At 59.7% G+C, this 23,487-nt stretch carries 17 protein-coding genes; 7 read left to right on the forward strand and 10 right to left on the reverse strand.

The window, feature by feature from the left end; genetic code table 11:
• Window positions 1-153 precede the first annotated feature (153 nt).
• Entirely contained in the window at window positions 154-795 is a 642-nt protein-coding gene (locus ACZ5D1_RS01835; RefSeq protein WP_011366498.1) for an acetyltransferase, read from the forward strand.
• Window positions 796-878: 83 nt separating this feature from the next.
• Here the strand turns inward: ACZ5D1_RS01835 and ACZ5D1_RS01840 are convergent, their stop codons facing one another.
• The 5 genes from ACZ5D1_RS01840 to hypD form a co-directional block, all read right to left on the reverse strand.
• Entirely contained in the window at window positions 879-2,828 is a 1,950-nt protein-coding gene (locus tag ACZ5D1_RS01840; RefSeq protein ID WP_011366499.1) for a nucleoside-diphosphate sugar epimerase/dehydratase, read from the reverse strand.
• Window positions 2,819-3,970 (reverse strand): DegT/DnrJ/EryC1/StrS family aminotransferase, encoded by a 1,152-nt coding sequence (locus ACZ5D1_RS01845; protein ID WP_011366500.1) that lies wholly within the window; start codon window positions 3,968-3,970, stop codon window positions 2,819-2,821. The genes ACZ5D1_RS01840 and ACZ5D1_RS01845 overlap by 10 nt, the downstream gene beginning before the upstream one ends.
• 291 nt (window positions 3,971-4,261) lie before the next feature.
• The gene (locus ACZ5D1_RS01850; protein WP_011366501.1) at window positions 4,262-6,058 is read right to left on the reverse strand and encodes a sugar transferase; all 1,797 of its coding nucleotides are present in this window, start codon (window positions 6,056-6,058) and stop codon (window positions 4,262-4,264) included.
• A 136-nt stretch (window positions 6,059-6,194) separates the two neighbouring features.
• Window positions 6,195-7,217, reverse strand: a complete 1,023-nt coding sequence (gene hypE, locus ACZ5D1_RS01855; RefSeq protein WP_011366502.1) for a hydrogenase expression/formation protein HypE — start codon at window positions 7,215-7,217, stop codon at window positions 6,195-6,197.
• Window positions 7,218-7,221: 4 nt separating this feature from the next.
• Entirely contained in the window at window positions 7,222-8,313 is a 1,092-nt protein-coding gene (hypD, locus tag ACZ5D1_RS01860; protein WP_011366503.1) for a hydrogenase formation protein HypD, read from the reverse strand.
• 302 nt (window positions 8,314-8,615) lie between these two features.
• On the opposite strand from hypD, the gene ACZ5D1_RS01865 reads away from it, so the two are divergent.
• The 5 genes from ACZ5D1_RS01865 to ACZ5D1_RS01885 all read left to right on the forward strand — a co-directional run bounded on the left by ACZ5D1_RS01865 (window position 8,616) and on the right by ACZ5D1_RS01885 (window position 14,901).
• Window positions 8,616-9,254, forward strand: coding sequence for an HD domain-containing protein (locus tag ACZ5D1_RS01865; protein WP_011366504.1), 639 nt, complete (start codon window positions 8,616-8,618; stop codon window positions 9,252-9,254).
• Entirely contained in the window at window positions 9,220-10,146 is a 927-nt protein-coding gene (locus ACZ5D1_RS01870) for a D-alanine--D-alanine ligase family protein (RefSeq protein ID WP_464555720.1), read from the forward strand. The genes ACZ5D1_RS01865 and ACZ5D1_RS01870 overlap by 35 nt, the downstream gene beginning before the upstream one ends.
• Window positions 10,143-11,420, forward strand: coding sequence for a 3-deoxy-D-manno-octulosonic acid transferase (locus ACZ5D1_RS01875; protein WP_464555722.1), 1,278 nt, complete (start codon window positions 10,143-10,145; stop codon window positions 11,418-11,420). The genes ACZ5D1_RS01870 and ACZ5D1_RS01875 overlap by 4 nt, the downstream gene beginning before the upstream one ends.
• A gap of 325 nt (window positions 11,421-11,745) precedes the next feature.
• Window positions 11,746-13,509 carry a methyl-accepting chemotaxis protein gene (locus ACZ5D1_RS01880; RefSeq protein ID WP_464555723.1) on the forward strand — a complete coding sequence of 588 codons (1,764 nt, stop codon included), beginning with the start codon at window positions 11,746-11,748 and terminating at the stop codon, window positions 13,507-13,509.
• 154 nt (window positions 13,510-13,663) lie between these two features.
• A protein-coding gene (locus ACZ5D1_RS01885) for an IS3-like element ISDde2 family transposase (RefSeq protein ID WP_455697283.1) occupies window positions 13,664-14,901 on the forward strand; the annotation gives its coding sequence in 2 pieces (ribosomal slippage) (window positions 13,664-14,018 and window positions 14,018-14,901; 1,239 coding nt in all).
• A gap of 125 nt (window positions 14,902-15,026) precedes the next feature.
• Here the strand turns inward: ACZ5D1_RS01885 and ACZ5D1_RS01890 are convergent.
• The 3 genes from ACZ5D1_RS01890 to ACZ5D1_RS01900 are packed head-to-tail and all read right to left on the reverse strand — an operon-like array spanning window position 15,027 to window position 19,845.
• On the reverse strand, window positions 15,027-16,613 hold the full coding sequence (locus tag ACZ5D1_RS01890) for an ATP-binding protein (RefSeq protein ID WP_464555725.1): 1,587 nt from the start codon (window positions 16,611-16,613) through the stop codon (window positions 15,027-15,029).
• Window positions 16,610-18,217 (reverse strand): HAMP domain-containing protein, encoded by a 1,608-nt coding sequence (locus ACZ5D1_RS01895; protein WP_464555726.1) that lies wholly within the window; start codon window positions 18,215-18,217, stop codon window positions 16,610-16,612. Before ACZ5D1_RS01895 ends, ACZ5D1_RS01890 begins: the two co-directional genes overlap by 4 nt.
• Entirely contained in the window at window positions 18,214-19,845 is a 1,632-nt protein-coding gene (locus tag ACZ5D1_RS01900; RefSeq protein ID WP_011366509.1) for an ABC transporter substrate-binding protein, read from the reverse strand. Before ACZ5D1_RS01900 ends, ACZ5D1_RS01895 begins: the two co-directional genes overlap by 4 nt.
• A 129-nt stretch (window positions 19,846-19,974) precedes the next feature.
• On the opposite strand from ACZ5D1_RS01900, the gene ACZ5D1_RS01905 reads away from it, so the two are divergent.
• Window positions 19,975-20,688 (forward strand): DVU0298 family protein, encoded by a 714-nt coding sequence (locus tag ACZ5D1_RS01905; protein WP_464555727.1) that lies wholly within the window; start codon window positions 19,975-19,977, stop codon window positions 20,686-20,688.
• Here ACZ5D1_RS01905 and ACZ5D1_RS01910 read toward each other — a convergent pair.
• Together ACZ5D1_RS01910 and ACZ5D1_RS01915 are read right to left on the reverse strand one after the other, a co-directional pair.
• Complete coding sequence (locus ACZ5D1_RS01910; protein ID WP_011366511.1) at window positions 20,666-21,274, reverse strand: phosphatase PAP2 family protein; 609 nt, start codon at window positions 21,272-21,274, stop codon at window positions 20,666-20,668. The genes ACZ5D1_RS01905 and ACZ5D1_RS01910 overlap by 23 nt on opposite strands.
• A 125-nt stretch (window positions 21,275-21,399) precedes the next feature.
• Window positions 21,400-23,106, reverse strand: a complete 1,707-nt coding sequence (locus ACZ5D1_RS01915; RefSeq protein WP_011366512.1) for an FAD-dependent oxidoreductase — start codon at window positions 23,104-23,106, stop codon at window positions 21,400-21,402.
• Window positions 23,107-23,487 lie beyond the last annotated feature (381 nt).

Below are 23,487 nucleotides of genomic sequence, written 5' to 3' on the forward strand. Positions count from 1 at the left end.
GGGCGTATGCTGCGGACTCTGCTGTATCTTCCGGCTGCCTCCTTCCGCGTCCTTGAGCGCCGGAGGGAAGCACGGTCTTGTTCCGGCGACTGATACACCATTACGGGCGCTGCGTCCATTCACTGCATTTTCTGTACTGGCGGTTGGATTATCATGGATTCACTTGTTCTTTTTGGTGCGGGCGGCCACGGCAAAGTGCTGCTTGATGCGGCGCGTGCCGGCGGCGGGCGTGTGCTTTTCTGCGCGGACGATGATGCGGCACGTGCCGGAACGGTTTTCTGCGGTCTGGAAGTGAAACCGGCCGCGCAGCTGGGCAGTTTTTGCAATTGCGGCAACGTCGCACTGCTGAACGGCATCGGGTATGTGGGCGGCCGCAATGTGCGGGCACATGTCCATGCCCGTCTGACAGCCGGGGGCTGGCGTTTTGCGACGGTGTGTCATCCGGCGGCCGTCATAGCGCAGGATGCCGTGCTGGCGGATGGCGTGCAGGTGCTTGCAGGCGCTGTGGTGGCGCCGTCGGTCAGAGTGGGGGTGAATTCCATCATTAATCACCGTGCGGTTGTCGACCATGATTGCGTGGTGGGCGAACATTGCCATGTGGCGCCCGGAGTCACGCTGTGCGGCGGGGTGCGGCTGGGCAGCGGTGTTTTTGTGGGAGCCGGAGCCACCGTTGTTCCGGGGGTCAGCATAGGCGACGGTGCGGTCATAGGCGCGGGGGCCACTGTTCTGCGCCATGTGTCCGCAGGCAGTGTGGTGGCGGGCACTCCGGCCATACCCCTTGCGGGCAAAGTGTGATATTTTTTTATATTTCATGATCATAAAAAAGCGGCCCCGGCGTCATGCCGGGGCCGTTTGTTTTATCTGCGGGGCAGCGAACGTCACGCAGGTTCCGGCCGGAGTGCGGCAGGTTCCGGCGCGCCAGACGCGCCGGTCTCTGTGTGCGTATGTTCAACTTCGGTGTATTCGGGCACCAGCACATGCAGCGCTCTGCGCACTGCTGCACCGTCGTGCGCCTGTGCTGCCTGCACGGCCTGTTGCAGGCCCTGTTCCAGAGTCTGCAGGGCGCTTTCAGATATCTGGGCGCTGTCACAGCAGCGCAGCACCATAATCTTGTCATGCTCGGTGCGCACCACGCCTTCGTCAGCGGTAATCAGCTCTTCGTACAGTTTTTCACCTTCGCGCAGGCCGGTGAAGACAATGGGAATATCCACTTCGGGTTCCAGTCCGGCAAGGCGGATAAGGTCTTTGGCCATATCTGCTATTTTGACAGGTACCCCCATATCCAGCACAAATATCTCGCCGCCCTGCGCCATGGTGCCCGCCTGCAGAATAAGCTGCGCGGCTTCGGCAATGGACATGAAGTATCGGGTTACTTCGGGATGCGTGACCGTGACGGGGCCGCCTCTGGCAATCTGGTCGAGAAACAGCGGCACAACGGAGCCGGACGACCCGACCACATTGCCGAAGCGCACGGCCATAAACCGTGTGGAACTGCCGGAGAACCTGCGCATGAGCAGTTCTGTTACCCGCTTGGAAGCCCCCATGACGTTGGTGGGGCGTACCGCCTTGTCGGTGGAGACCACCACAAAACGCTGCACTCCGGCATCGTGGGCGGCCTGCATGAGTGTCTGGGTGCCCAGAATATTGTTCTGCACGGCCTGCCACGGGTTACGCTCAAGCATGGGCACATGCTTGTACGCCGCGGCGTGGAAGACAGCCTCTGGTTTGTGTGCGGCAAATGTGGTGCGCATCAGGTGGGCATCGCGGATATTGCCCAGTATGGCCACATAGTCGTGAAAGCCGTGTACGTGTTCAAGATCCATCTGTATTTTATACAGATTGAATTCGCTGGCATCCACCAGCACCAGACGGGCGGGAGCATACCGGATAATCTGCCTGACCAGCTCTGATCCTATGGAGCCGCCGCAGCCGGTGACCAGAATGCATTTGCCCTGCAGGTAGCGGCTGATGGCTCCGGTATCCAGTTCCACCGGCGACCGGCCCAGCAGGTCGAGGTAGTTGACCTCGCGCATGTTTTTTATGCCGCGTTTGAAATCCAGAATTTCGTTCATGGGCGGCAGTATTTTGCAGGGCAGACCCGTTTCCGAACAGGCCTGCACTATGTGGCGCACCTGCTCGGAAGAAGCTTCCGTAAGGGCGATGAGCAGTTCTTCGGCACGGGTGGAGACAATGGCTTCGGGCAGGCGGTCCAGCGTGCCCATGACGGGACGGCCGTGGATGGTTCTGCCTTTCAGGGCGGGGTTGTTGTCCACGAACCCCACGGGGAAGTAGCCCAGCGACACATCACGGTTCAGTTCGCTGACCAGCCGTTCTCCGGCTCTGCCGGCGCCGATTATGATGACCCTTCTGGCTCCCTTGCGCGCGGTGCGGCCCGTCATGGGCAGCCAGAAGCGCCCTGTCTCGCGCAGGGAGAACAGAATGCGGATACCCAGACGCGCGCCGCCGGTGAACAGAAAGGTAAGCAGAAAGTCCATGCCGAAGACGGCGCGTGAATAGCCCGCAAATCCGGTAAGGTATGCCACCCCTGCGATGACAAGCAGGCTCTGCACGCTTGCGGCGCGCAGCAGCAGTATGGAGTCGCGCAGGCTGGTGTAGCGCCACATGCCGCGGTACATGGAAAATACCACGAACACGGCGAGCTTCATGGGCAGTACCCATGGCAGCAGTCCTTTCATGCGTTCGACATGCAGATAGGGAATGGAAAAGTCGAACCGCAGCATATAGGCGGCGTACAGCGCGGCTGCAAAGCACAGCAGGTCCACGCACATCATGATGTAGAAGTTGGCGGTGCGCAGTGCTATTCGCATGGCTGTCCGTCAAGCGCGCGCAGGATGGCATCCGTTACGCGGGTCAGGTCTTGTCCGGTCATGGCGGTACCCGAAGGCAGGCACAGACCGGTGTGGAAGAGACGTTCGCTCACGCTGCCGCCGAACACCCTGCAGTCTTTGAATACCGGCTGCATGTGCATGGGTTTCCATACGGGGCGCGATTCGATGTTGCAGTCTTCCAGTGCCCGGCGCAGTCCTTCTGGCGTGCACCGGCAGCGGGCCGGATCCAGCGTTATGACCGTAAGCCAGCGCGAGCTCTGGCCGTAGGGCGCTTCAGGCATGAAGGCGATGCCCTCGCGCGGCTCCAGAACCCTGCGGTAATGTTCGCATATGGCTCTTTTCTGGGCCACGCGCCGTGCCAGCACTTCCAGCTGACCGCACCCTATGGCGGCGCAGATGTTACTCATGCGGTAATTGTAGCCTATCTCGCTGTGTTCGTAATAGGGGGCGGGGTCGCGTGCCTGCTGGGCAAGCCAGCGGGTTTTTTCGGCCACGGCCGGATTGTCCGTGCACAGCATGCCGCCGCCGGAAGTGGTGATGATTTTATTGCCGTTGAATGAGAAGACAGAGCAGTAGCCGCCTGTGCCGGCATGACGGTTTCTGTAGCGCGCACCGGCCGATTCCGCTGCATCGATGATCAGGGGAATGCCGTGAGGGGCGCATATTTCAAGCAGCCTGTCATAGTCGGCGCATTGTCCGTACAGGTCGGTAACTATGACCGCACGGGGAATGCGACCGGCAGCTGCGTATCCGGCCACGGCTTCGGCCAGCAGGTCGGGGTTCATGTTCCATGTTTCGGTGTCGCTGTCGATGAAAACAGGCTGCGCTCCGGTGAAGGTGATGGGGCTTACGCTGCCGATGAACGTCAGTGTGGACGCCAGCACGATATCGCCGGGACCCGTGCCCAGAGTGCGCAGGGCAAGGTGCAGGGCGGCGGTGCCGCTGCTGAGGGCGGCGCAGTGGGGAATACCGGTGAACGTACTGAAATTGCGTTCAAAGGCATCTACCATGGGGCCGAGCGGTGCGACATAATTACTTTCAAATGCGGTATGTATGAAATCAAGCTCGCTGCCGCCCATATGCGGCGGCGAGAGGAATATGCGTTTTTGTGTCTGTGTCATAAAATTCTCCCCTGTGAGGGTGATATGGAACGCAACAGCGGTGCTGTTATAGTCTATCAGGGCAGTTGTTACAATGCCTGTTGTAAATTATGCAGCATGTCTGAGAATGTTCTGTGCTGAGTAACAGATATGGCAGTCTGTGTGCCGTAGGAAGGTTACGACGCGGAAGGAAGACGTGCCTGCGGCACGCTCAGGCGGGTGCGGCGCGGCATCCTGCGCAGGGCACCGGATAAAACGGCGGATATGCGGCCTGCGTAGCTGCCGGTAGCGCGGCGCCGCATGAAGCACAGGTTACTGTTCATGGTTGCGGCCGTATCTGGCAGAGCGTCCGTCATCGTGCCGTGCACTGCCGGTGAATGTATCCGTGGTGGCGTGCCCCTGTTTGGCCACACCTTCACGGCGGAAGACTTTTATGACGGTCATTAAGATGATGCGGATGTCAAGGCAGAGCGTGTGGTTGTCCACATACCATGCATCCATTTCCAGCTTGTCGTCCCAGTCCACGGCATTGCGGCCGTTGACCTGCGCCCAGCCGGTTATGCCGGGCAGTACATCCATGCGTGACGCCTGTCTGGGTGTGTACAGCGGCAGATACTGCATCAGCAGCGGCCGCGGGCCGACCAGACTCATGTCGCCCCGTATCACGTTCCACAACTCAGGCAGTTCATCAAGCGAGCTTGCGCGCAGAAACCGGCCGAAGTCTGTCAGGCGTTCGCCGTCGGGCAGCAGGTTGCCGCGGGAGTCTCGCGCATCGGTCATGGTGCGGAATTTGATGATGGTGAAGGGCCTGCCGTTTTTACCGGGGCGTATCTGCCGGAAGAACACGTCTCTGGACAGCTTGCGCCGCACGGCAACCGCAACGGCGGCCATGACCGGCAGCAGCAGGATGAAAGCGGGGACAGCCAGCCCGAGATCAAAGGCCCGTTTGAGCGCGGGAGGCGTCACCCTGCGCGGGCGGGGGCCGTTGGCTGCTTCGGGCAGGCGCATGGTACGGAATATGATGCGGTTCACTTCGCGTACGTCGTACCGTTCTTCGGCCATGGCGCGGCTGCGGGCGCCCATGGGCGCGATGAGCTGCGGCTGTGTGATAAATTTTTCCATGGCGGCAGCCAGTGCCGCAGTGTCACCTGCGGGTACCAGAAAGCCGTTTTCGCCGTGTTTTACGGTCTCACGGCAGCCGGGTGCATCTGTGGTGATGACAGGACGGCCGGTGCTCATGGCTTCCATGGTGGAGCGCGGAGTGCCTTCGCGGTGAGAGGGCAGCACATACACCGAGGCGCTGTGCAGCGCGGGGCGCACATCGTCCGCGGGGCCGTCATACTGCACGCCGCCTGCCGTCCAGCGGGCGATATCAGCCTCCGAGACGGAATCGGGCCCTTTGTCGTGCCAGCCCACAAGGCGGAACCGTGCCTGAGGATAACGCGGGGCGAGCATCAGTGCGGCCTCGCAGAATTCCGGCACGCCCTTGGCCCTGAGCAGCCGCGCCACCAGCAGGAATTCCACAGGGTCCTGCTGCGGCGGGCGGCAGGCATAATGGTCAAGGTTCACGCCTTCACCGTTCAGCACCACGGCCGTGGTGCTGCGGGTCAGCTTTTCAGCGTCGAACAGGGCTTTGTCGTCCGGATTAAGAAAAAAAACGGCCTGATACCGGGGCATGACAAGAGCATAAAGCCCCCTGACAAGCCTGTTGAGCAGTCCCCGCAGGCCCTGCCTGTGCGAAAATGCGTACCCCAGTCCGGTGATCATGCCGAAACGGCGGGGCACGCGGGCAAGCCACGCCGCCAGTCCGCCGTAGATGACCGGCTTGATGGAGCTGGTGAGCACCACATCGGGACGTTCTTCAAGAAAAGTCCACAGATAGCAAAGGAATGTGATGCAGTCGCGCAGCGGGTTCATACCGGTGCGCTTCAGCGGAACCGTCCGGTAACGCACCCCCATCTGTGCCAGTGCGTCGCGGGTTTTTTCGTCGTCTTCCGGCGCGGTGCACACCACTTCGTGACCGGCGCGCACCAGATCACGGATGAATTCGCCCCTGAAGAGCAGCAGGGCGGGAGCATAGTTGCCCGCCAGAAGGATTTTGGTTCGCATGCTGCACCATAATTGAGAACGCCGGACAGGACCGTCCGGCGTTCTGTAAATTGTTTATGTCGTGCCGACGGCACCGCCTGTACACATCAAAAAAGGCGGTACGTCAACAGGTGCCGTGGTGCACCGCAGACGGCTGTCAGCAGATGCGGGGCAGCTGTTCGCCCTCCAGCATGTTCAGCAGTCTGTGGCCGCCCAGCGGGGTCTGCATCACCACCTGACCGGCTTTGCCCGGGCCGTCGCCGGGGGCAAGCACCTGTCCGATAACGGCAGCGTCGCCGCCGAACTGGGTCTGGCGCATGATTTCCAGCGCCTGCTGTGCTTTATCGGCGGGCAGTATGCAGATGAGTTTTCCTTCGTTGGCCAGATACAGCGGGTCGAGACCGAGAAACGAGCACCCGCTGCGTACCGATTCGCGCACGGGGATATCCTCTTCGCGAATGGTGAAGACCATGCCAGACTGTGCGGCGATTTCGTTGAGTGTGGTGGCCAGCCCCCCGCGGGTGGGGTCGCGCAGCACATGTATGCTGCCTGTTTCGTATGTCAGCCGCTCGACCATGCGCGCCAGCGGTGCGGAGTCGCTGGCCACGTCGGTGGCAAAGGAAAGGCCTTCGCGATGCGAAAGGATGGTCAGTCCGTGGTCACCCATGGTGCCCGAAACCAGTATGACGTCTCCGGGGCGGGCTTTGTCGCCGGCAGGGGCGGGGTCGGCGATTATCTCGCCCACGCCCGTGGTGTTGATAAAAATTTTATCCACGCAGCCGCGGGGAACAACCTTTGTGTCGCCGGTAACGATAAGTACGCCGGATTCGCGCGCGGCAAGCCCCATGGAAGTGACAATGCGTTCCAGTGTTTCCATGGGCAGACCTTCTTCCAGAATGAAGCCGCAGCTGAGGTATGCCGGACGCGCGCCCATCATGGCCACGTCGTTGACTGTGCCGTGCACGGCCAGTGTGCCTATGTCTCCGCCGGGAAAAAACAGCGGGTCAACGGTATAGCTGTCTGTGGACATGGCCACGGGGCCGCGGATGTCCAGCACGGCACCGTCGTTCATGGCCGTCAGATAGGGGTTGTCAAAATGCTTGAAGAACAGCTCGGCGATAAGCCTCTGCGAGGCGCGGCCGCCGCTTCCGTAATCGAGCAGCAGAGTTTCTGCAGTCATGGGGTCAGCTCCCGATATTGTATTTGAAATAGGCGGCGCAGCTTCCTTCGGTGGAAACCATGCACGGTCCCACGGGGCGGGCGGGTGTGCAGGCCTTGGCAAACAGCGGACAGTTGTCGGGCTGCATTTTGCCCTTGAGCACGTCGCCGCATCTGCATCCGGGTGTGTTGGGCACGTCCCGCAGGGTCAGTTCCTGCTGTTCCATGGCGTCGAATTGTCTGTAGGCGTCGGTGAACACCAGCCCGCTGTCGGGTATGGTGCCGATGCCGCGCCACAGCGCGTCTGCAGGACGGAATACCTCGTACATGATGCTGCGCGCCTTGGGGTTGCCGTTGTCGCTTACCGCGCGGCTGTACTGGTTGGTGATGGCGTATTCGCCTCGGCGGCGCATCTGCACCATCAGCAGCAGCGCCTGCAGAATGTCGGCAGGGTCAAAACCGGCCACCACGCCGGGGGTGTGAAACTGTTCGGCCACAAAGTTGTACGGGGCCGTGCCCAGAATGGTGGAAACATGTCCCGGCAGCAGAAAAGCATCCACTGCACAGTCAGGGTCGGAAAGCAGCGCGCCCAGAGCGGGGGGCACCAGTTTGTGAAAGGAAAGTACCTGAAAATTCTTCAGCCCCTGCCGGTCTGCGGTTTTGATGGTGGCGGCCACGGCGGGGGTGGTGGTTTCAAAACCGATGCCCAGAAAAACCACCGTGGACTGCGGGTGGGCAGCGGCAAGTGACAGTGCGTCCACGGGTGAATAGACCACTTCGATGCGGGCACCGGCGGCCTGTGCGCTTTTAAGTGTTTTGCCACCGGGGCCGGGAACACGCATAAGGTCGCCGAACGTGGCGATGATCACCTTGTCGCGTTCCGCCAGTTCCAGATAGGCGGCTATCTCGCTTTCGTGGGTCACACAGACCGGACACCCGGGGCCGGACACATGGACGACCTGTTCCGGCAGCAGCGGGCGCAGACCGCTCTGGAATATGGCCACGGTATGTGTGCCGCACACTTCCATGAAACGCAGCGGGGCGTCTGTCTCGGCACGAAGCCGGTCCAGCAGCCCGCGGCACAGCACAGGATCTTTGAACGCATTGGAAAAGTTCACGTGGTATCCTTCCTTCCTCTAGAGGTGCGGGGGCCGCAGAAGCACGGAGCGGCAGAAGGGCGTTTTTTCCGCGCGTTGCGGCAGGGCCGCGGTGCGGCGGGCCCGACGCCGCGGCACCGGTACGCGTGACAGTCTAGTAGCTACGCTCAAGAACCTTTACCTGTCAACTTGGCGGGATTCGTGATGATTTGGGCATACAGACAGCCCGCACGGGGGGCGGCGGCTTTGCTTTTTTATCTGCGTGTTGGTACACCGGAATAAAGCAAGATGCAGCACGGGCTGCCGAGCGAGGTATTGCAGTTATGAAAACGGGCACACAGGCCGCGGAACGCAGACCGCTGCGGGAAGAAGAAACCCCGCCGCGGTTTTTTGCCGCGGATGCGCGCTGGAACGTGCCGGAACCGGCAGCCTGCCGGCTGCTGTGGAATAAATACGCCATGCCGGACCACATCCGGCAGCACAGCGAGGCCGTGGCGCAGGTGGCGCACACCATAGCCCTGCATGCGCGGCGCAGCGGTATGAATGTCTGCGCCGACACGGTGCTTGCCAGCGCCCTGCTGCATGATCTGGCGAAAATATATACCATACTGCACGGCGGCAATCACGCACAGCTGGGGGCTGCATGGGTGCTGAAAGAAACCGGCAACCCCGCCATAGCACAGGGTGTCGTGCACCATGTGTGGTGGCCGTGGAGCATCTCGCTTGACAGGCATTTTCTGCCGTGCGTCATCATATATGCCGATAAACGCGTACGCCACGAGCGTATCGTGTCGCTTGCCGAACGGTATGACGACCTTATGGTGCGTTACGGCAGAACGGAAAAAAGCAGGCAGTACATAACCCTGTCGCTGGAACAGGCTGCAGATATTGAGCGCGCTCTTGCAGAGCGACTGGAGATAGATTTCAATGCGTATTCTTTTGATAGCCGGGGGCTGGTCTGAGGAACGGGACGTATCGCTTTCCGGTGCGCGGGGCATTCACGCCGCGCTGGAGCGGCTGGGGCATCAGGTTACTCTTTTTGACCCCTGCCGGACGCTTGCGGGCCTTCTGGAGGCTGCACAGGCCCATGATTTCGCCTTTTTAAACCTGCACGGGCAACCGGGAGAAGACGGCCTTGTGCAGGCGCTGCTGGAAACGGCCGGCGTGCCGTATCAGGGGTCCGGCCCTGCGGGGTCTTTTCTGGCGCTGAACAAGGCCGCGGCAAAGGAAGTGTTTGTCAGAAACGGCCTGCCCACACCGGAATGGGTTTTTCTGCCGGCGCATCCGGGAGCGGACTGGGAGCCGCCTTTCGCTTTTCCGGCATTTATCAAGTCCAACAACGGCGGATCAAGCCTTGCTCTGCACCGCGTCAGCTGCCCGGGCGAGCTTGCCCGCGCGCTTGACGAGCTTTTCACCCGCGGCGGCGAGGCCATTATAGAACCCGCCGTGGAAGGCGTGGAGGTGACTTGCGGTGTGCTGGGCGACGAAGCCTTGCCGCCCATTCTCATCCGTCCGCTGGGCTCCGGATTTTTTGATTATGCCAGCAAATACACTCCGGGGCAGGCGGAAGAACTGTGTCCCGCGCCGCTGCCCGGAGAAGTTACGGCCAAGGTGCGCGAATACGCGCTGCGGGCGCACCGCGCACTGGGGCTGCGCGGTTACAGCCGTTCAGATTTTATTCTGACGCCTGCCGGAGCATTGTCCCTGCTGGAAGTGAACACGCTGCCGGGCATGACGGCCACAAGCCTGCTGCCGCAGGAAGCGGCTGCCGTGGGCATTTCCTTTGACGGGTTGATCGGGCGGCTTATCGAGCTGGGACTGGCCGCCCACGGCAAACAACAGGAGAAGGCATGACCCTGAGCACAAGACACCGTCTGCTGCTTTCGCTGTATGGCGCGGCATGGCGGTTGTGCCGCCCCCTGCTGGCACGTCACCGCCGGCTGCGGCACGGTTTTGACGAGCGGCTGGCACCCCGCGGGCGCACCCCGCAGGCAGATCTGTGGATCCAGTCGGCATCGGTCGGTGAATCGTATCTTGCGTGGCAGCTGCTGCGCCATCTGCCGCAGGGCAGTGCAGGCAGCGTGCTGCTGACCACATGCACGGTGCAGGGGCGCGGTATTCTTGATTCTGCCGCGGCCTGGTGTGCGGAGCACCGGCCGGACATGCGTGTGGAAGTGCGCTTTTTTCCTTTAGACGAACCCGCCGTGATGCGCCGCGCGCTGCAGCTTACGGGCGCCCGTGCCGTGGTGCTGCTTGAAACGGAGCTGTGGCCTGCGCTGATGGCGGCCTGTGCGCAGGCCGGTGTACCCTATGTTGTTGTCAACGGACGCATGACGCCGGGAAGTCTTGCGGGCTATCTCAATTTTGACGGATTTCTGCGCGCGGTGCCTCCGGCTGCCGTGCTGGCCATGTCGGAGCACGATGCGGCCCGTTATGCGGTGCTGTTCGGCCACGGGCGGGTGCGCGTGATGCCCAACATCAAGTTCGACAGAGTTCCGCAGGGCGCAGCGCAGGGACCCAACCCGCTGCTGGGTACGGTGTTCAGGCCCGGAACATCAGTTGCCGTGCTGGCTTCTGTGCGCCGCGAGGAAGAAGAGGATGCGGAATATCTGCTGCGGGCGGTGGCCGGAGAACGTCCGCGCACCTGCATCGCGCTGGTGCCGCGCCATCTGGAGCGGGTGGCCCGCTGGCGCATCCGGCTTGACGAGGCGGGGATGCCGTGGGTGCTGCGTTCTGCCGTGCGTGAACCCGTGGCGCCCGGTACGGTGGTTCTGTGGGATGCTTTCGGCGAACTGGACCATGTGTACGCACTGGCCCGCGGTGTCTTTGTGGGCGGCAGTCTGCGCCCGCTGGGCGGACAGAATTTTCTTGAACCGCTGGCACACGGCATCGTGCCTGTTATCGGGCCGCACTGGAGTAATTTTTACTGGGTGGGCGACGATATAATGGAGCAGGGACTTGTGCAGCGTACCGGCGGGCCGGAGGAGGCAGCGCAGGAACTGCTGCGTCTGCTCAGACGTCCGGCCCCCAAGACAAGAGTGGCGGCACGGTTTGCCGGATATGTTGAAAAGCGCCGCGGCGGTGCCCGCATGGCCGCTGAAACCGTGGCGGAAATTATCCGCAGCTGACCTGCATTTTCGGTTTACGCACAGCTTCAGGCTGCCGCCGGTGTTATCTCCGGTTGGCAGCTTTTTTAGTGTCTGCGGGGTGCCGCAGCCGCGCGCATGGCGCACACCAGCGCATTGCTGCATGCGTGTGTAGCCCGCAGTTTGCATAGTGTAAACTTTTGTTTGCATTTATTCTGCCGGCAGAAAAACGTCCACAGCACATAACCGTTGTAAAGACGAACGTCTGTGGTGTTCAGTGCCGGTGGCATTTAATTTGCTTGATATACGGATTTGTTCTTCCGCACTGTGGCGGGTATTCTTTCATGCTTTCAAAGGGGGAGGCATCGTGAATTGTTTCAAGACCATTAAAGGCAAGATAACAGGTATCATTGTTATCTGTATAGTCTCCATGCTCTGCATTCTCGGTTTGTCTGTGGGTACGCTGGCCAAGCTGCACGGATCTTTTGTCAGCATGAAGGAAAATACACTGGATGGTAAAGTTGCCACAACGGCCATAAACAGAGACATTAACTATGTAAGCCGTCTTACCCGGAATATAATGCTTGGTAGTGACGCAGATAAAGATATAGATAAGCTGCAAAAGCGCATTGAAGCCATAGAAAAAAACTTTGTGATACTTGAAGGCGGCGCTGTGGGTGCAGAAGAGCGACAGCTTGTTGCCAAGGCAAAGAGAGCTGCGCTTGCTTTTGTACAGGACGGATTGCGCTTTGCCACAAAAATGCAGTCCATTCCTGAGGGAATGCGGCATCTGCAGTATGCGGAATACGGTCAGTCCGCCACACCGCTGGCGCAGCAGTCGCGTAAATATTTCGGCGAACTGACTACAATAAAAGACAAAGCCTACGATAACGAAGTCTATCGTTTCAAGGACACCATAGCGTTTCTCAAGTGGTGCATCATCGGTGTTTCAGCAGGAATCATTGTGCTTATAGTCACATTGTGTCTGCTGCTTATGCGTTCCATTATCCGCCCGCTGGGCGAACTGACAGCCTACACCGGTGCAGTGGCCGCAGGAGACTACAGCTGCAGCATTGATTCCACACGTTTTTCCGGCGAACTGGGCGAAACGGCTGTTTCGGTGCATACCATGGTGGACAGTTTGCGGCGCAGCATGACGGAAGCCGAGGAACACAGCGCGCAGGCAGATGAAAAGGCGGAGCAGGCAAGGAAGGCGACTCTTGAAGCCGAAGAGGAACGGACACGCATTACATCGCTGCTTAACATGATGCATGATCTTACGTCGCAGGTGGCTGCCATTGTTGACGAGCTGAATGTGGAAGCGGCGGGGCTTGAAAGTGATTCCAACGAGATTGCGGCAGGGGCGCAGTCCCAGCATGCCCGTTCGCAGGAAACGGCCACCGCCATGGAGGAGATGACTGCCACCATAGCGGAAGTGGCGCGCAATGCTTCGCTGGCGGCGCGTAATGTCACGCAGAGCAAAGCCGATGCAGAAAGCGGTTTTGCCGTGGTGCAGCAGGTTATCACTGCCACCAACGACGTCCATGTGCAGACCACGCGTATGCAAGAGACTCTGGGCGAATTGAGCCACCGCGTGGAAGGCATCGGAGACATTATGGGCGTGATTACCGATATCGCCGACCAGACAAATCTGCTGGCGCTGAACGCCGCCATCGAGGCCGCACGCGCAGGTGACGCCGGACGCGGTTTTGCCGTGGTGGCTGACGAAGTGCGTAAACTGGCCGAAAAAACCATGCAGGCAACCCGCGAGGTGGGCGAGGCCATCAAAGGTATTCAGGCCGGAGCCGGAGCCAACGTGGAGAGCATGAACAAGGTTTCGGAAGCCGTGGCCCACAACAATGCGCTGACCAACGAGGCGGGTGCCGCACTGGAAGCCATCACCGCACTGGTGGGAGAGTCGGCCGTGCAGGTGACTTCCATTGCCACGGCCGCGGAACAGCAGTCTGCCGCCTGCGAGGAAGTGAATGAAGCCACTGCAGCGGTGAACAGAATCTGCGCGCAGACTTCTGAAGGCATTTCCCGATCCGTGCAGCGTATCCGCAATATCGCCGCGCTGACTGCCGAACTGCACGGTCTGACGGATAAAATCAGTGACGGTTCCGCAGCATGATGTTCATGCACGGGTTGCCATAGATTCTTCCGGTGTATGCGCCGTGGCCCGCAGTGCGGCGTATGCGTATGAAAAAGGCTTCCCCGTCGGGGGAAGCCTTTTTGTTTTTGCATGTCCCGTCCTGAAATAGGTTGACAAGTAAGGAGCCTATTTCATGGAAAGTGAAAAGAATCAGCATGTAAAGCGCACCCAACGAGACTACACGATGGCCTTTAAAATATCCGTCGTGACTCAAGTGGAACAAGGCGAAATGACATACAAGCAGGCTCAGAAGATGTATGGTATTCAAGGGCGCAGCACTGTGCTTATCTGGCTTAGAAAGCACGGAACTCTTGATTGGAGCAAGCCTGTGGTACATTCGAGTAAATCGCCAAAAGCTAAAGAGACTCCCGCGCAGCAAATCAGAAGATTGGAACGGGAGCTGAGGGACGAGAGGCTGAAGAACATGCTTCTCAACGAAATGATTGACATTTCAGACCGCGAATACGGGACTGCCATAAGAAAAAAGTTTACCCCCGAGCTGCACGAAATCTTCAACAAAAAGCCAAAGTAAGCTTGGCGGCTTGTTGCAGGCAGCTCGGGGTGAGCCGCCAATCTGTTTATCAGGCCGAAAAGCGTTTTGAATTCCGAGCTATCCAGCTTCAAGTTGTGAAAGAGCTGGTGCTTGCCGTCAGAGCCAGAATGCCTCGGCTTGGAACCAGAAAGCTGTATTCGCTGCTGTGCGATGCTATCAGCGCAAAGGGAATCAAGCTTGGTCGCGATGCTTTGTTCGCGTTGTTACGAAAGGAGCACATGCTCATAAGGCGCAAACGAAACTACACAAAAACAACAAATTCAAAGCATTGGCTCAAGAAGCACCCGAACTTGTTTAAAGATATCCGACCATCAAGTCCGGAGCAGGTTTTTGTTAGTGACATCACATATCTTTCGACAAGAGAGCAGACCTACTACCTCACCTTGGTGACGGATGCTTATAGTAGAAAGATCATGGGACATAGCCTCAATCGGGATCTTGGAGCTGAAGGGGTGTCCAAGGCACTGGAAAAAGCTGCCAGGAACCGTTTGACTACCAAAGAGGCAATCCACCACTCTGACAGGGGGCTTCAGTACGCATCGACCATCTACCAAGACAAGTTGAGTAAGGCAGGGATGCTTTGTTCCATGACTGATGGATACGATTGCTATCAGAACGCTTTGGCTGAACGGGTGAATGGCATCCTGAAGCAAGAGTTTCTATTTGTGCCATGCAAAAGTTACGATGAGTTGAAGGCAGTTGTGGACGAGTCGATCGGAATCTATAATACGGAGCGTCCTCATCTTAGCCTGAATATGAAGACGCCGGAGTATGTACATAAAATGGGCTGTGAGGTTGCCCTCACAGCCCAAACTTGAACAATCTAAAAAACGTCAACTCATTTTAGGACGGGTCAGCAGCCTGTATGTGCCGGTGCATGCGCAGGCGAGGGGGATGACCTCCGGCATTATGTTTTGTGTGCGGGGGACTGTGATGGTTCCCGCTACGTTTTTCGGGCTTCGCGGTGCGGCTCCGTATCGTCGTTGTCCGTCGTGCCTTCTGTCTGCTGCCTGCCTGTCTGGGGGATGACGGTATGGCCGGTGCGCTGGTTTTCCAGCATGGTGACTTCCTGTGCGGCGTCCGCAGCGGCGGTGCCCTGTCCGGACTGACCGGTGGTTGCGGTGTCGCCTGCCGCAGCTGCCGGCGGCTGCCCGGATGTCTGCTCTGCCTGCCTGTCCGTCGCTACCGTTGTGGCGGATTTGTCGGCCTGCCTGTCTGTCATGTGTTCTGTGGTGTGCTGCGCAGCTGCAGGGGGCTGTTTTCGGGCAGCTTGTTTTTCGGCAGCCTGTTCTTCGGCAGTCTGTTCGCCGGTAGCTTGTTCTCCGGCAGTCTGTTCCGCCAATTTTTCCGCATTTTGCCCCGCCGTGTGCTCTTCGGGGGCAGGCAGCTTTGCACCGTCTGCCTGATACTGCGGTGCGGGGGCTCCCGTATTGCGTTCCAGCATGGCAAGCAGCTGCTGCTTACGGAAGGGTTTGGTCAGATAATCGGTAAAGCCCATGGCAAGACAACGCTGTTTAAAGTCTTCCAGCGCATGAGCGGTAAGCGCCACCACAGGAACGGCGGGCATACGGTGGCGCTGTTCATAGTCGCGTATGGCGGTGGTGGCCATGTAGCCGTCCATGACGGGCATTTCCAGATCCATGAATATGATGTCGTAGCTGTTGAGCATGAAAAGGCGCAGCCCTTCTTCACCGTTCTCCGCTTCGTCCACCTCGTGGCCGGTGTTTTTCAGATACATTCTGAACAGCAGGCGGTTGTTGGCGCTGTCTTCCACACACAGTATGCGCAGCGGTGCGGCCTGTACCGGCATGGCACATTCTTCGGGCTGCGTTTCCGCGGCGGAACGGTCATGGAGGTCGAGCCGCATTTCCACATACACGGCTGTGCCCTGTCCCTGTGTGCTTTCCAGCCAGATGCGCCCGCCCATCATGGTAGTGAGCATACGGCAGATGGAAAGCCCCAGCCCTGTACCGCCGAACTGCCGCGTGATGGAAGAATCAGCCTGCGTGAAGCTTTCAAAAATGGTCTGCTGCACGTTTTCCGGAATGCCGATACCCGTATCGCGCACGCAGATGCGCACCATGACCGGTTCACCCGCTGTCAGCTCCTGCTGTCCGGGGGCAGGGCCGACATGTACTTCCACCGAGCCTTCCCGGGTGAACTTTATGGAGTTGCTGAGCAAGTTGCCCAGAATCTGACGCAGCCGCAGCGAATCACCGCAGTAATTGTCGGGCAGTGTTTCGTCCACATGCAGCGAGAGAGACAGCTGTCTGCTTTCGGCCTGCGCCGCATGCATGTTTACGGTCATGGTCAGGGTGTCCCGGAGAGAAAACGGCAGACGTTCCAGCGTCAGGCGTCCTGCCTCCAACCTTGAGTAGTCAAGGATGTCGTTGAGAAGAGCGAGCAGGGTCTGGCCTGACTTGCGGAAAATGTCCACATACAGCCGCTGGTCCGGCGTCAGGTCCGACTCCCAGAGCAGATCGGCCATGCCCACCACTGCATTCAGAGGGGTGCGCACTTCGTGGCTCATGCGGGCAAGAAATTCACTTTTGGCCTTGCTGGCGGCTTCTGCCGCTTCACGCTGCTGTTCGGCCTCGCGGCGCCGTTCGCGTTCTGTAATATCTGCAGTGCGCCTTCAAGATACTGCGGCAGGTCATTTTCGTCATACACAAGCCTGACGGAAATGGACACAGGTACCTGACTGCCGTCGCGGCGGTAAAAGCGGGTTTCAAAATCGGAAAGACTGCTGCGTGTGGAAAGCAGTGATTTCAACCGCTGTCTGTCTGCGGGGTTCACATACAGCTGCGACCCGATATCGGTCACCGTGCCGATGAGTTCTTCGGCGGAACCATAGCCCAGCATTCTGGCCAGTGCTCTGTTGGCCTTGATGAACCTGCCTTCCAGCGTGGTCTGGTAAATACCCTGTACGGAGCCTTCAAATATTTTGCGGTATTCTTCACGTGCTGACAGCAGTTCGCGGTTGGCGTATTCCAGCCCTTTGTTGGCATTGGCCAGCCGCAGGGTGGTTTCTTCGTGCTCGTGCAGGGCGTCTAGCAGGTGCGCGCGCTGCTCTTCCAGACGTCCGGCCATTTTATTGAACGACTGCGCCAGTTCTCCCAGCTCGTCGGAGCCGCCTTCGGACACGCGTACACTCAGGTTGCCGCCTGCCATGCGCCGGATGGCCTGCACCATTTCATGCAGGGGGCGGGTCAGTTTTTCCGCTGTCCACATGCCCAGCCCCGCTGCCATGACAAGGGCAAGAACAAGGGTGAGCACCAGTGTCTGCACGGCGTCGTGCAGATACTGCCGCAGCATGTTGCGGTTGAGCGCCACGGAAAGCACCGCCTGTGTCACGCCGGCGTTGTTGCGCAGCGGAATGCTGCTGAGCGCATAAGTCGAACCGGCTATCTGCGCCTCGTACTGTGCAGGGCCTTCGGCATTGCGCATGACATCGTAGGTGTTGTCCCAGTCATGTGTCACCGGCAGCTTGCTTGCGTCGTGCAGAGTGCTTTCCACCCGGAGGTCGGGGTAATGCAGGGTAATGTCGGCCTGTGTCTGTTCTTTGATGTGCTGGAGCATGCTGCGGTCCAGCGGAAAGGTGGTAACCACGGCGCCGATGGCCTGCAGAGACGACGGCCGGTATACGGGGGCGACGGCCCGCGCGGCCAGACCCGCCGGAGTGCGTACAATGTCCGATGCCGTGTGCAGCAGAATGCCCTGCATGACCAGCGGGTCTTCCGGCGGGGTCATCCACTGGCGGTTGGCCGTGCGCAGCGGAACACTGCGCGCAAGTATCCGCCCCTGTGCGTCAAAAACCTCCACAAAGCCCTTGTCCCAGAAGTGCTGACGCGAGAACAGCATGTCGCGCAGGGAGTCAGGCTCGGGGTTGCCCTGCAGCGTGTTGAATCCGGCAACCAGACGCGAGACGTTTTCCGCTTCGCGCGTGGTTCTGGATATGGCGGCGCTGACTTTATCCAGCGCCGTGCGGCTTTGCAGACTCAGGGCGGATGCCGTCTGCTGCATGCTGACCAGCAGCCCCGCCACGGTCATGGTGCAGACAGGCACAAGCGCCACAAGCAGGGTTACAAGAATGACCCGTAGTCTGATGGATGAAATGCTGAGGCTGATCTTCATGGTGCCGGCCGTTGCTGAGCGCGGTCTGCAGGCGCTGTTTTTACGGTGTTGCGAAAGATCAGGTACGAGCCCGTGGTAATGCGCATGCCGGAAATTCCGCGGCGCAGTATGACCGGCAGGCTGCTGTGCATGACGGGTATGCACGGCATCTGTTCACGTTCTATACGCTGTATGCGGCGGTAGGCCCGCGCCCTTTCGCCGCGTACGGGGGTGGAAACACTTTCTTCTATCAGCCGGTCCAGCTCGGGTATGTGTACCCTGTGCAGCGGGTTGTCAGGTCCTGCATACAGGTGCGTGCTGTACAGATTGTCGGGGTCTGCCGTATCGGCAACCCATGCGTTGATGAACAGATCATAGTCGCCCTGTGCACGGCGTTCCCGCAGAGCATCGGGGGGCAGGGTTTCTATGGAAAGCGTTATGCCGGCTCCGGCCATGAGATATTTGAGCGTGACGGCGAAAAGCCGCGGCGAAGGCATGAAAGGCCGTGAGGCGTCGAGCTGCAGCGCCGTAAGGCTGATGCCCTGCGGGTAGCCGCTGCGAAGCAGAAGTTGCCGGGCTTTATCCGGCGCGTATTCGTACGGAGGCAGCGAATGGTCTTTGGCCCACATTTCCGGCGGCAGCAGCCCTGTGGCGGGCATGCCGTTGGCGCCCAGCACCACGGTGGCCAGACTGTTTCTGTTGATGCTCAATGATACGGCGCGGCGGATTTCGGGGGAGCGCATTTTTTCACTGGCACCGTTGCAGGCCAGAAAAATGACCGAAAGCTGCGGGTGTCTGATGATGGTGTAGGCACCCAGCCGCTGAGCCGTTTTTTCATCCTGTTCTGTCAGGCCGGGTACAATGTCGGCCCTGCCGGAAAGCAGCGCTTCCAGAGCGCTGCTGCTGGAGGCATAGTATTCGTAGCGGACATTGCAGCGCGGCGGCGGGGTATGCCCTGCGGCGGGTATCAGGGTGACTGCCTCGGGCGAATATGACGCCACGCGGAACGGCCCTGAACCGGCAGGGATGGCGGTTCTGCCGTCGTGCATCTCCTGCAGCGAGCGCGGCGAGACTATGCTGGCACCGGGCGTTGCCAGATTATGCAGCAGCGGGGCATAGGGGTTGTCCAGTTCTATTTCCAGCGTGTTGTCATCCAGAGCACGTATGGAATTGACCTGACCGAACAGCAGCCGCTTCCAGTCGGGATAGGGGGTGTACTGCGGGTGCGCCGGATCCATGAGCCGCTGAAAGCTGTATTCCACGGCATAGGCGTTCAGGGGAGAACCGTCGTGAAAGCTGCGGCCTTCATGCAGGGTAAAGGTCCAGCGCCTGCCGTCGGGCGTCACATTCCACGATTCCGCCACAGCGGGCTGCACGGTGCCGTTGCGCGAAACGGTGACCAGTGTTTCAAAAACATTGGCAGCGATGCTGTGGGGTTCGTACAGGCTGCTGTGTGCCGGGTCCAGACTGGCAATGCGCTGGAACATGGCCACGGTGACTGTCTGCCCGGCTGTGGTTGCCGCAGCCGCTGCGCCGTGAGCGGAAAACACGAGCACGCAGGCAAAAGCCACGGCCGCAAGAGTCCCCCCGTATGAACGGGGAGCGGGCAGAACGCTTCGGGCACTTGCTGACGCCTGAGACCGGAACAAAGCAGCTCCTTGTGCTCTTTTTCACATTTGAAGGACTATATAGAAAGCGGATAAGCCTTGCAAGGATACATGCTACCCTGTTGTCAATCACAAGGGAATGATTACGATTTGCGTCAGGAGGGCCGCTCTATGGCAAAGTTTCGCGCGTTGAAAACCCGTATCCGCTGTCTGCTGGCGGATGACGGCTGGGAAGGGAATCTGGACCAGATAACGGCACTGCCGCCGGCGGAGGTTGTGGGGCCGCTGCTTTCTTTTCTGCTGTCGGGCGGTGAGATGAAATGGCGCGCCGTGACGGCGCTGGGCATTGTCGTTTCACGTATGGCGGACGAGGGCATGGAAGACGCCCGCGTGTTCATGCGCCGGTTGCTGTGGCACATGAATGAGGAGTCCGGAAACATAGGCTGGGGCATTGCCGAGGCCATGGGGGAAATTATGGCCTGTCACGCCCGTCTGGCTGCGGAATATGACAGAATGCTTGTTTCGTATGTGCGCGAGACCGGCGACGACGACAACTTTCTTGACCATCCGCCCCTGCGGCGCGGGGTATACTGGGGTATAGGCAGACTGGCACAGGCGGAGCCGGCGCGCATGCGGCTGGCGGTGCCTGCACTGGTACGCGCGCTGGATGACGAGGACGGTGAAGGCCGCGGACTGGCCGCATGGGCGCTGGGAAATCTGGCGGAACACTGCACACCGGACGAAATCAGCCAGGCACGGGCGCGGCTGCTGTCTTTGCAGGGTGATGCATCGTCTGTCGAGCTGTTTGAAGACCGGCGGCTGTTGTGCACCACCGCGGGCGCTCTGGCTGGTCAGGCGCTGGTCAGGCTTGACGCCGTTTCGTAAGGGCGCTCTGCGCCATGCGCAGACACTGAAGCACCACCAGCGCCACGGCTATGCCGGTCAGCCATCCGCCGATGACATCACTGGGGTAGTGTTTGCCCAGATAAACACGAGACCAGCCGATAAGCAGCGGCAGGGGCAGCATGAGCCAGCGCAGGGCGGGCCATACGGCGCATCCGGCAAGCACGGCGGCCATGCTGTTGGCTGCATGGGCTGAAACAAACGAGGCTCCGCGGGGTTTGGTCTGTACAAAACCGGCGGGGCGCTGTGTCCACTGGCCGTGCTCCACAAAATGAACCGACGGCAGGGCGTTGAGCGGCCGTACCCGCCCGAAGGTGTCTTTTACCACTCCGCAGCTCAGGTCTGATATGCCTGCCGTGGCCGCCACCAGCAGCAGGCCCGCCAGAATGCGGCGGCGTCCCTGCGGGGTGCTTCTGAAAGCCGCTCCCAGAGCAATGACAGCCGCTATGCCCCACAACAGGGCACTGTTTGAAACAAGCGGCATGAACACATCAAGAAACGGTGTGCGCCAGTCATTGTTGAGCACCGTGAACAGCTGTGCATCCCATGATGGTGTGGCAAACGGCATGAGTTCTCCTGAAATTTTCTGTGCGCGCACTGTAGCCGTATGCTTTTGTACAGGCAAGCGGCGGAAGGCATGAAAAAAAGCGGCGCGGCCGTATGGCCGCGCCGCGGTGATGCCGGATGGGCGGATCAGATTTCGTTGCCCTGCTTGGTCACCGAAGCCATGCCGCCCTGAACGCTCAGGCTTTTGCGGCCGTGACGGTTCATGATCAGCTGCGATTCAAAGGAACGCAGACCGGTGTTGCAGATAAGCACCACGGTCTTGTCTTCGGGTATTTCGTCGAGGCGCTGCTCCATTTCTTCCAGCGGAATGGAAAGCCACTGACCGGGGTATTTTTCCACCAGCGATTCAGCGTTGGAGGCCAGACGCGTGTCCACAAAGGTGCAGCTGCCCGACTCGCGGTTCTGCCACATGACGGCGAATTCATCGGGGTCCAGCGTGTGGTTGCGGCCCTCAAGCACGTTTTCCGCCACGTTGGCCACGGTGTTGATGATGTCCATGGCAGAGGCGAAAGGCGGCGAGTAAGCCACTTCAAGGTTGGATATGTCTTCCAGCTTGGGTTTGTTCTGCAGCAGCGGCGCCACGGCATTGATGCGGGCCACAAGCGCGTCGCCCAGACTGCTGGTGCCCTGAATGCCCAGTACGCGGCGGGTGGGGCGTTCCACAACCAGATCCAGTGCCATGACGGTGTGTTCGGGGTAGAAGTGAGCGCGGTCGAAGCCTTCCACGTGCACGTTGACCGCATCAAATCCTTCGCGCAGGGCCGACTCGATGGTCAGACCAGCACCGGCCGCGTTCTGTTCAAACAGTTTGACGGCCCAGGTGCCCACGCCGCCGGGGAACCGGGCATCGCCGCCGGCAAGGTTGGTGCCGATGACGCGTCCCTGTCTGTTGGCCATGGAGCCGAGAGGGAAGAAGCCGGGTTTGCCGGTAACCAGATTGGGCACGGTTACGCAGTCGCCGCCGGCATAGATGTCGGGGTCGGACGTCTGCATGCGGTCATTGACGATAATGGCGCCGCGTTCATTCAGCTCGATACCGGCTGCACGGGCAATTTCGGTGTTGGGTCGGATGCCTGCCGCCATGACTACCAGTTCGGCGTCAATGGTGCGTTTGTCGGTGACCACACGGGCAACCTTGCCGTTTTCGCCTTCGATGCGGATGACTTTTTCGCCGCAGAAGACGTCCACGTCATTTTTACGCAGATCGTGTGTGGCAATCTTGACCATGTTGCCGCTCAGAAAACCGGGCAGAATCTGGTCGGCTATTTCCACCACAGAGGTTTTGATGCCCCACATGTCGGCCAGCGAGACAGCCACTTCAAGGCCTATGAAACCGCCGCCCACAACCACGGCACCGCTTACGGAACCGGCGGCCACGGCTTCGCGGATGGCCTGCGCGTCGTCCAGCGTGGTGCAGGTATGCACGCCTTCAAGGTCAATGCCTTCAAACGGGGGACGGTTGGGTGCGCTGCCCATGGCCAGCACCAGCTTGTCGTAGGGCAGTTCTGCTGTCTCACCTGTGGTCAGGTCTCTGATGAGTACTTTTTTGGCCTGCCGGTCGATGGATTCGACCTTGGTGCGGGCCAGCACCTTGACGTCTTTGTTCACCCGGAAAAATTCGGCGTCGCGGATGGTGTGGTAGGGGGTCATCTGCAGCTCTTCAAGCGTGTTGACCTCGCCCGAAACATAGTAGGGAATACCGCAGCCGCCGTAAGAGATGCGGTCGGACTGGTCGATCATGATGACGTTGTCTTCGGGGCACAGCCGCTTGAAACGGCATGCGGCTTTGGGACCTAGCGCAACGGCGCCGATAACGACGATATTCTGGGGCATGAATTCCTCCGGTCTGCGTGAATTGAACGGCAGCGGCGCAACAGGAATCCTGCTGCCGCGGCATGATGACCGCATACCGTCTGTCGCCTGTATCCTTGCGGCAAAACTGTTCAAAAAAAGGCACTGTGTGCCGGAGTAAGCCTACTTTTCAGGTAGGACTTAGGCTTTTTTTTATGCATTGGCAAGGTGTGTGCGCACTTACCGCAGCATGATGCAAGGCACAGAAAATAAGACTGTTTCCTGTTTTTGACAATACCCCATAAGGGTATATGTGCCGTTACGGCGATGCAGGGTATGGGGCGATGGGCGCAGATAATGCCGCAGACAATGCTGCAGCCCGGAAATTCTGCCCGTGGCGGCGGGCGGGAAGGCTGAGGGAGC

The organism is Oleidesulfovibrio vietnamensis, assembly GCF_055388115.1.